The organism is Rathayibacter sp. AY1H3 (assembly GCF_002932015.1).
Map to the genome: position 1 here is coordinate 1 of NZ_PSUU01000072.1, position 9,269 is coordinate 9,269.

A 9,269-nucleotide genomic window follows, 5' to 3' on the forward strand; every position below is an offset into this window, starting at 1 on the left:
GGTGCGCGGTGCTGGCCCTGGACGAGCCGACCGCCGCCCTCCCCGACAGGACTCCTGCGATGACGCACCTCCCCTCCGGCCGCTCCCTGACCGCCTCCCTCGCGGCGCTCGCCGCCACGGGCGCGCTCCTGCTGGGCTCGCTGCCCGCCTCCGCGGTCGAGGCCCCGCCCTCGGCGTCCTCCGCCGTCGCCTCCGCCGCGGTCCTCCGTGCCGGCGAGCAGCTCGCGCGCGGCGAGCGCCTGGTGTCCCCCGACGGCGCCTCCTCCCTCGTGATGCAGACCGACGGCAACGCCGTGGTCTACGCCGCCGGCGGCCGTCCCACCTGGGCCTCGGGCACGCAGGGGCGCGGCGACAGCCTGCGGATGCAGGACGACGGCAACCTCGTCGTGTACGCCGCGGACGGGCGCCCGGTCTGGGCGAGCGGCACGGTGGCCGACCCGGGCGGCGAGCTGCGGATGCAGGACGACGGCAATCTCGTGATCTACCGCCGCAGCGGCTCGGCCGCCTGGGCCAGCAGCATCGGCGGCCGGATCGACGAGCCGCGCACCGACACCCTCCGCCGCGGCAGCACCCTCTACGCGGGGAACCGGCTCGCCACTCAGGGAGGCACCACGGCGGTCATGCAGGCGGACGGCAACCTCGTCGTCTACGGACAGGGCGGGGCTCTCTGGGCGAGCGGCACCCGCGGCCGGGGCAACGTACTCCGGATGCAGGACGACGGGAACGCCGTGGTCTACACCGCGGACGACGCGCCCGTGTGGGCCTCGGACACGTCCGGCGAGCCGGGCGCCACGATGGTCCTCCGCGAGGGCGATCTCCGGATCGCGGACGACTCCGGCGTCCTCTGGAGCAGTGCCGCGCTCGTCGTGCGCGACTCGCTCTCCCCGAGCGGCCTCGTCGTCGCGGGCACGCGGCTGACCTCGGCGAGCGGGCAGTGGCGGGCTGAGATGCAGCGCGACGGCAACTTCGTCGTCTACGGGCCGAACGGCGCGGACTGGGCGACGAACACCTCCTCCGCCTCCGGTGCCGCCTTCTCGATGAGCTCCGAGGGCCGGCTCGACGTGGCCGACTCCCGGATCCTCTGGCTGCGGTTCCCGAGGATCTCCTTCGGCATCGGCCAGAGCGGCGTCGTCGCGCCCTACCGCCTCGTGCTGCAGGACGACGGCCGCCTCGTCGAGTACGACGGCATCGGACGGGCCGTCTGGGCCAGCCGGGGCTGACGCGCGACGCATGATGGAGGGGTGAGCGACCCCGGCGACTTCATCCGCTCGGCCCTGGAGTACGAGGGCGACGTCTGGCGCGCGCAGGACGTGCGCGAGCGCCTGGGAGCAGGGCTCGACTCGACGGGCGCCTCGGTCGGGGCGGTCCGCGGCACCGTCCGCGACGCGCTGAGGAAGTTCCGCTCGCTCGAGCACGACGACGTGACCGCCCTCTCCTCCGAGCTGTGGGAGCCGGCGGTGTTCGAGCCGCGGCTGGCGGCCGTCGTGCTGCTGCAGTCCCGAGCCGAGTGGCTGCGCGGCTCCGACCTCACCCGGCTCGAGGGCTTCGTCCGCGACTCCCGCGTGGACGAGCTGAGCGACCCGCTGGCCCGCGACGTCGTCGCTCCGCTCCTGGCAGGGCTGCTTGGTGCGGCGCGGACCCGGGCGGACGCGGTCCTCGACCGCTGGGAGGCGGAGGGCGGGCGCCTGGCGCGCGCGGCCGCCCTGGCGCGGGCCTCGGTCCCGACGGAGCACGGCTGAACGGCCGCTCGGACCGACCGCCCCGCGGAGCCGGACGCCTGCTCAGGCGGCCCGGTACTCCTGAGCCGCCGTGCCGTCCGCCACCCGGATCCGCGTGTCGAACTCCAGGCCCGGATCGACCCGGTGCGCGATCAGGACCACCGTCCGCCCCTCGGCGGCGCGGAGCAGATCCCCGAGCAGGGCGTCGGCCACGGGAGCGTCCACCGACGCCGTCGGCTCGTCCAGCACCAGGACGCGGAAATCGGCCAGGAGTGCGCGTGCGAGGGCGATCCGCTGAGCCTGACCGCCCGAGACGAGCGAGCCCCGCTCCCCCACCCGCGCGTCGAGCCCGCCGCGTGCAGCGACCCAGGGCCCGAGCCCGACCCGCTCGAGCACCGCCTCGAGCACGGCGCCATCGGCCTCGGGCCGCGCGAAGAGGAGGTTCTGCCGGATCGTGTCGTCGAAGAGGTACGGCTGCTGCTCCACGAGCCCGACCCGCTTCCGCACCTCCGCCTGCGGCAGCGTGCGCGCCTCGACTCCGCCCAGGAGGTAGCTGCCGGAGTGGTCGAGGAAGCGCACCAGAGCGTGCGCGAGCGTGGTCTTCCCGGACCCGCTGCCGCCGGTGACGAGGACGCGCGCACCCTCCGGCAGGTCGAGCGAGACGCCCCGCAGCGCGGGCGTGTGCGCGCCGGGCCAGCTCACCGACAGGTCGCGCAGGACGATGCCGGCGCCCCGGGGAGCCGGGGCATCCGGGTCCACGTCCGCGTCGGTCGCGAGCGCCGGCGACGCCGCCTCGGCGTCCAGATCGGCCAGGCGCTGAGCGCTCGAGAGCGCGGTGCGCGCCGCCTGCACGGCGAGCGGCGCGGCGGCGGCGACCTCGAAGACCGCGAGCGGCACGAGCGCGACGACTCCCAGCGCCGGACCGCCGAGGTCGCCGATCGCCGGGATCCCGAGCGCGAGGCCCGCCCAGACCGCACCGCCCGAGCAGAGGGCGAGGACGGCCGCGGCCAGTCCGGCGGAGGCCGCCCGCCGACGCGCCGCCCGGGCGAGCGACTCCTCCGCGCGTGCCACGTCCGCCAGAGCGTCACCCGCCGCATCGAAGGCGATGAGCACGTCGAGGCGGGTGACCAGCAGGTTGAGGCGCTCGGCGAGCTCCCCGCGCAGCGGCGCCAGCTCGCGATCCGCCTGCGCGGAGAGCCGGCCGGCGCCCAGGGCCCCACCGGCGAAGGCGAGGACCAGCAGCGCCAGCAGCACGGCGCCCATCGCCGGCAGCAGCAGCCAGACGCCGACCACCGAGACCGCAGCGACCAGCGCCGCGACGACCAGCGGCTGCACGACGCGCAGCGGCACGTCCTGCTGGGCGTCGACGTCCGCCACCACCCGGGAGACCAGGTCGCCACGGCGAACGCGGCCCAGCCCGTCCGGCGCGACCGGCACCAGGCGCTCGTAGACGCCCGCCCGGAGCTCCGCGAGCGCGCGGAAGGCGGCGTCGTGGCCGGTCAGCCGCTCGAGGTAGCGGAAGAAGGCCCGCGCCAGCGCGAAGGCCCGCACGCCCACGACGGCCATGGAGAGGAACAGGATCGGCGGCTGCTCGGCCGCGCGGACGATCAGCCAGGCGGAGCAGGCCAGCAGCGCCACGACGGCGGAGGAGGAGAGCAGCCCGAAGGACAGACCCGGCAGGAAGCGGCGCGGCCCGGGCATCGCGGCGCGGAGGACGTCGGAGCGGTTCACCTCGCGACCGCCTCCGCCGGCGCCAAGGCGATCACGGCGTCGGCCGCCGCGACGGTCGCGGGCCGGTGGCTGGCGACGACGACGATCGTCCCGCTCTCCGCCAGCGACCTGAGTCCGGCGAGCAGCGCCCGCTCGGACTCGTCGTCGAGGGCGGCGGTCGGCTCGTCCAGGGCCAGCACCGCGCACCCGCGCTCGAGCAGGCGGTGCACAGCGCGGGCGACGGCGACACGGGCGCTCTGCCCGCCCGAGAGGCCCGTCCCCTCGGCGTCGAGCCGGCGCTCGGGGTCCACGTCGACGGCGGCGATCGCCAGGGCCCGCCGCACGCGCTCGGGGTCCGGCGAGAGTGCTCCGAGCCCGACGGCGGAGGCGACGCTCCCCGGGAGAAGGTCGGGCCGCTGGCCCGCCCAGGCGAGCGTCGACCGCAGATCCGCGACCGGCGACCCGCCGAGCAGCAGCGTGCCCGAGAAGGGCACGAAGCCCGCGAGCGCGGCGATCAGCGTCGACTTCCCGGACCCGCTGGGCCCGGTCACCACGGTGATCGACCCGACGGGGAGCACCGCGTCGACAGGAGCGAGCGTCCGCCCGCGTCCGTCGTCGACCGCGAGACCCCGCAGCTCGAGCGCCCCCGTCGCCGCCGAGGCCTTCCCGCGAGCGGGCAGGGCCGCCGCGCGCTCGAGGACGGCGAAGGCGCGGTCCGCCGCCTGCACCCCGTCCGCCGCCGCATGGAACTCGGCACCGACCTGGCGCACCGGCAGGAACACGTCCGGCGCCAGCACCAGGACGAACAGCCCGACGGCCAGCCCCAGCGAGCCGTCGACGAGCCGCAGCCCGATCGAGACGGCGACCAGCGCGACCGAGAGCGAGCCGGCGAGCTCCAGCACGAAGCCGCTGACGAAGGTCACCCGCAGCACCTTCATCGTGTGCACGCGGTAGTCCTCGGTCAGCGCGCGGATCCGCGTCGCCTGCCGCTCGGCCCGCCCGAAGATCTTGAGTGTTGCGAGGCCGCCGACGGTGTCGACGAAGCCGGACGCGAGCGCCTGCAGCCGCTCCCACTGCCGCGCCTGCACGGCCTGGGTCGCCCAGCCGATCAGCACCATGAACACCGGGATGAGCGGCAGGGTCACCACCAGGAACACCGCGCTGAGCGGATCGGCGAGGAAGACCACGAGCGTCAGGAGCGGCGTCGCCACCGCGGTGGCGATCAGCTGCGGGAGGTAGCGGGCGAAGTAGCCGTCGAGGGAGTCCAGTCCGCCGCCCAGCAGCGCGACGACCCCGCCCGAGCCCCCATCGGAGCGGCCCGCCGGGCCGAGCTCGACCAGTGCGGCGAGGACCGCCTGCCGCAGCTGCGCCTTCGCTCCTGCTCCTCCGCGCACCGCGTTCACCTCGGTCGCCCAGGCGAGAGCCGCCCGCGCCGCGACGACCGCGAGCAGGGCGGCCAGCAGCGGCGCGAGATCGTCGGCGCTCCTCCCGTCGACCGCACCGGCCACCAGCTGCGCCACGAGCCACGCGAAGGCGACGATCGCCAGGGTCCTCGCCAGCGCGAGCACCCCGCCGAGCAGGAGGAACACGCGGGCCGCCCGGGCGTAGCGGAGCAGGCGCGGATCGAGGGGCTTCACGTCAGTGGGCGTCGACCGGGATGTGCGCGCGGCTGATGCGCTTGCGGAAGATCCAGTAGGTCCAGGCCTGGTAGCCGACGATGAGCGGCACGAACACCAGGGCGGTCCAACTCATGACCGCCAGCGTATAGGGCGTGCTGGAGGCGTTCTCGATCGTCAGCCCGTAGGCGGGGACGTTCGAGGCCGGCATCACCGCGGGGAACAGCGTCGCGAAGAGGGCGAGCACGGCGAGCGCGATGGTGCCGGCCAGCAGCGCGAAGGCGCGTCCCTCCCGGCCTCGCGTGATCGCGAGCCAGCCGCCGACGAGGGTCGCGGCCGCGCCCGCCGAGAGCGCCCAGGAGGCGGTGCTCCCCTGGCCGAGGTTGGTCCAGGCCAGGAAGACCGCGGCGACGACCACGGTGAGCAGCCCCGCGCGGGTCGCCAGGCGGCGCGCACGCTCGCGGATCTCCCCCTCCGTCTTCAGGGCGACGAAGACGACTCCGTGCGTGAAGAAGAGCAGGAGGGTCGTCGCTCCGCCCAGGAGCGCGTAGGGGTTCAGCAGGTCCAGGACGGTGCCGGTGAAGTTGTGGTCGGCGTCCATCGGGACGCCCTGCACGATGTTCGCGAAGGCCACGCCCCAGAGGAAGGCGGGCACCGCGGAGCCGACGACGATCATCGTGTCGAAGCGCCGCTTCCACTGCGCCTCCGGACGCTGGTGCCGGTACTCGAACGAGACGCCGCGGGCGATCAGCGCGAGCAGGATGAGCAGAAGCGGCAGGTAGAACCCGCTGAAGAGCGTGGCGTACCACTCCGGGAACGCGGCGAACAGGGCGGCGCCGGCGACGATCACCCACGTCTCGTTCAGGTCCCACACCGGGCCGATCGTGTTGATCAGCACGCGGCGGTCGGTGTCGTCGCGCCCGAGGAACGGGAGCGACATGCCGACGCCGAAGTCGAACCCGTCGAGGACGAAGTAGCCGATGAAGAAGAACGCGACGATCCAGAACCAGAGAACGGCGAGATCCATGAGGGGTGCCTCCTAGTAGACGGTGCCGACGAGCTGCGGGCGACCGCTCTCCTCGTCGACCTCGGGAGCGTCGTCGGGGCCGGCCTGCGCGGCCCGCTTGATCAGGCGGAACTCGACCACGGCGAGCGTGCCGTAGATCGCGGTGAAGGCGAGCAGCGAGATCAGGACCTCGAGGCCGCTCACTCCGGGCGAGACTCCGTCGGCGGTCTTCAGCAGTCCGAACACGAGCCACGGCTGGCGGCCCATCTCGGTGAAGACCCAGCCCACGATCATCGCCATCAGCGGCAGCGGGGCGGCCCAGATCGCGACCTTCCACATCCACTGCTTCGGCTCGCGGCCCTTCCGGGTGAACCAGAGGCCGGCCGCGGCGATGCCGATGGCCAGGACGCCGAGGGCCATCATCCAGCGGAACGACCAGTAGGTGACCCAGATGATCGGCGTGTAGTCGCCGGGTCCGTAGACCTGGGTGTACTGCGCCTGGAGGTCGTTGATGCCTTCGACCGTGCCGGTGAAGGTGTGCGTCGAGAGGAAGGAGAGCAGGTAGGGGATGCGGATCGAGAACAGCTCGCTCGAGCCGTCCGGCGTGCCCCAGGTGAAGACGGAGAAGGAGGCGTCGACGCCCGTGGAGGTCCTGTAGAGCGCCTCCGCGGCCGCCATCTTCATCGGCTGCGTGTCGACCATCGCGAGGCCGAGCGAGTCGCCGGTGAACAGGGTCAGGCCGCCGCTGACGAGCATCATCCAGGCGCCGAACCTCAGCGCGGGGCGCATGGTCTCGAGGTGCTGGTTCCGCGAGAGGTGGTAGGCCGCGACGCTGATGATGACGGCGGCCGAGACCATGAAGCAGGCGAAGATCGTGTGCGGGAACGCGGCGAGAGCGACCTTGTTGGTGAGGAGCGCCCAGATGTCGGTGAGCTCCGCGCGGCCCTTGGTCTCGTTGATGCGGAAGCCGACCGGGTTCTGCATGAACGCGTTCGCGGCGATGATGAAGTAGGCCGAGAGCGTGGTGCCGAGCGTGGTCAGCCAGATGGTGGCCAGGTGCAGCTTCTCGGGCAGCTTGTCCCAGCCGAAGATCCAGAGGCCGATGAAGGTCGCCTCGAGGAAGAAGGCGAGCAGGCCCTCGAACGCCAGCGGGGCCCCGAAGACGTCGCCGACGAAGCGGGAGTAGTCGCTCCAGTTCATCCCGAACTGGAACTCCTGGACGATCCCGGTCACGACGCCCATCGCGAAGTTGATCAGGAAGAGCTTCCCGAAGAACTTCGTCAGCTGCAGGTAGTGCACCTTCCCGGTGCGCACCCAGCAGGTCTGGAAGATCGCGACGGTGAGCGCCATGCCGATCGTGAGCGGCACGAACAGGAAGTGGTAGATCGTCGTCAGACCGAACTGCCATCTCGACAGCAGGAGCGGGTCCAGGAGTTCGTTCACAGCTCCGAGAGTAGGTCGGCGGAAGGGGTCCGACGGCCTCCGATCCCAGTACTGGGGCGGATGTGCGGCCTTCCGCGAGCTCCTGGCGGCACCCTTTCCGGGGTGGCCCCGGACGCCCCTCCGAGCGCTCCCGCCGACCGGTCGCTCGACATCGAGACAGTCCCTCTCGACGTCGAGGGAGTCCACCGCGCGGCGACTGCCGAGCGGGGCTCGCCTCCGTCGGACCAGCCGCCGCCGGCCTCTCGACGCCGAGCGATCAGGCGGGCGACGGAGCGCTGAGACTTCCTCTCACGGACCTTCAGCGGATTCCCAGGCGCACATCCGCGAGATCGGCTCTGGGAATCCGTTCACTGCGCGACGCCATCGACGGACTCGCCCGGTGAAGAGACTCCCGGAGCCGATGCCGATGTGCCGTCGGCGGGCGCCCCGCGGTCAGCCGGCGTCGACGCGCGAGCGGGAGCCGGAGAACCAGGCGGGCGCCTGGAAGCCGTACTTCAGCACGGGCAGGTCGCGGGTGAGGCGCCAGTAGCCCAGCGCCGCCGCGACGCCGATCCCGCAGACCAGGAGCGGCACGACCGGTCCGATGACGTCGAGCCAGCGCTCGCCGTCGAAGAGCAGCAGGGTGCTCGTGGCGAGCGAGACGAAGAGGACGTGCACCACGTACACCGGGAGCGTGTTGCGGCCGATGAAGGTGATCCAGCCCGCGCCGCGCCGGTTCGAGAGGAAGCGGGCGACCACGAGCCCGGCGAGGACCGCCAGCACGCTCACCAGGACCAGCCCGATCGTCAGCAGCGGGAAGCGGGCGCGGACGGCGAGGATCACGCCGGCGAGCACGAGGAACAGCACGCCGAAGCCGACTCCGCTGAGGATCCCGCGGCGCTCCACGAACGCGATCACCGCGTTCCGCAGGTAGAGGCCGAGCAGGAAGAACATCAGGTAGCGGGCCATGCCGTCCCAGGCGATGTTCCCGGTGCCCTCGGAGGTGCTGGAGCGGACGGCGTACCAGACCACGGCGATCGCGGTCGCGATGCCGATCTGCACCCGCCAGTCGATCCGGCCCTGCGCGAGCTTGGCGGCCACGAAGAAGATCGTGAGCGCGTAGAGGAACCAGAGCCCGTTGTGCGGCATCACCGGCTGGAGGAGCAGCGCGAGCGGGTCGGACTCGTCGGTGCCGCCCGGGTTGGGCACCACCAGGAAGAAGAGGAACCGCACCACGGACCAGAGCAGGAAGGCCCAGACCAGCAGGCTCAGCCGCGAACGCCAGAGCTCCGGCCACGACCGGGTGAGCACGGAGCCGGCGAACAGCCCCGAGGCGAGGAAGAACAGCGGCATCCGGAAGGTGATGAGGAGGAGGTTGATCTCGTTCCACGAGTCGGGGGCGATCCCGGCCGTCGTGGTCCACTGCACGGAGTGGGCCAGGGCGACCAGGATGATCGCGATGCCCTTCGCCGTGTCCACCCAGGTGATGCGTGCGCGTGCCATGAGTCCTCGTCGTGATCGTCCATCGGAAGTCGGCCGGCGGCGACGATGGCGATGGCGATGTGCAAGTGTCGCACGGCTGTGCATCCTCTGTGATGTTCTGCGCATATTCGATCACGGCGATCCGGTGACGGAGAGACGGCCACCGGGTGCGCGGGTCCTCGGCCGGCCGCCTCGTGGACGACGCGCCCCCGCCGATGCCCGAGGATCGAGCCATGACTCGAGCGACGCATCACCTGGGTGGACACGGCGAAGGGCATCGCGATCATCCTGGTCGCCCTGGCCCACTCCGTGCAG

At 72.9% G+C, this 9,269-nt stretch carries 7 protein-coding genes; 2 read left to right on the top strand and 5 right to left on the bottom strand.

What is annotated here, in order from left to right; genetic code table 11:
• On the top strand, positions 1-1,220 hold a 1,220-nt coding region (locus C5C33_RS17510), incomplete at its 5' end, for a hypothetical protein (RefSeq protein WP_219814961.1).
• A gap of 21 nt (positions 1,221-1,241) precedes the next feature.
• On the top strand, positions 1,242-1,739 hold the full coding sequence (locus C5C33_RS17515) for a DNA alkylation repair protein (RefSeq protein ID WP_104261741.1): 498 nt from the start codon (positions 1,242-1,244) through the stop codon (positions 1,737-1,739).
• Positions 1,740-1,781: 42 nt separating this feature from the next.
• On the opposite strand, the gene cydC is transcribed toward C5C33_RS17515, so the two are convergent.
• The 5 genes from cydC to C5C33_RS17540 form a co-directional block, all read right to left on the bottom strand.
• Complete coding sequence (gene cydC, locus C5C33_RS17520; protein WP_104261742.1) at positions 1,782-3,449, bottom strand: thiol reductant ABC exporter subunit CydC; 1,668 nt, start codon at positions 3,447-3,449, stop codon at positions 1,782-1,784.
• Complete coding sequence (gene cydD, locus C5C33_RS17525; RefSeq protein WP_104261743.1) at positions 3,446-5,065, bottom strand: thiol reductant ABC exporter subunit CydD; 1,620 nt, start codon at positions 5,063-5,065, stop codon at positions 3,446-3,448. Before cydD ends, cydC begins: the two co-directional genes overlap by 4 nt.
• Position 5,066: 1 nt before the next feature.
• Positions 5,067-6,071 (bottom strand): cytochrome d ubiquinol oxidase subunit II, encoded by a 1,005-nt coding sequence (gene cydB, locus C5C33_RS17530; protein ID WP_104246540.1) that lies wholly within the window; start codon positions 6,069-6,071, stop codon positions 5,067-5,069.
• Positions 6,072-6,083: 12 nt separating this feature from the next.
• On the bottom strand, positions 6,084-7,493 hold the full coding sequence (locus C5C33_RS17535; RefSeq protein ID WP_104261744.1) for a cytochrome ubiquinol oxidase subunit I: 1,410 nt from the start codon (positions 7,491-7,493) through the stop codon (positions 6,084-6,086).
• A 432-nt stretch (positions 7,494-7,925) separates the two neighbouring features.
• Entirely contained in the window at positions 7,926-8,975 is a 1,050-nt protein-coding gene (locus tag C5C33_RS17540; protein ID WP_181131414.1) for an acyltransferase family protein, read from the bottom strand.
• Positions 8,976-9,269 lie beyond the last annotated feature (294 nt).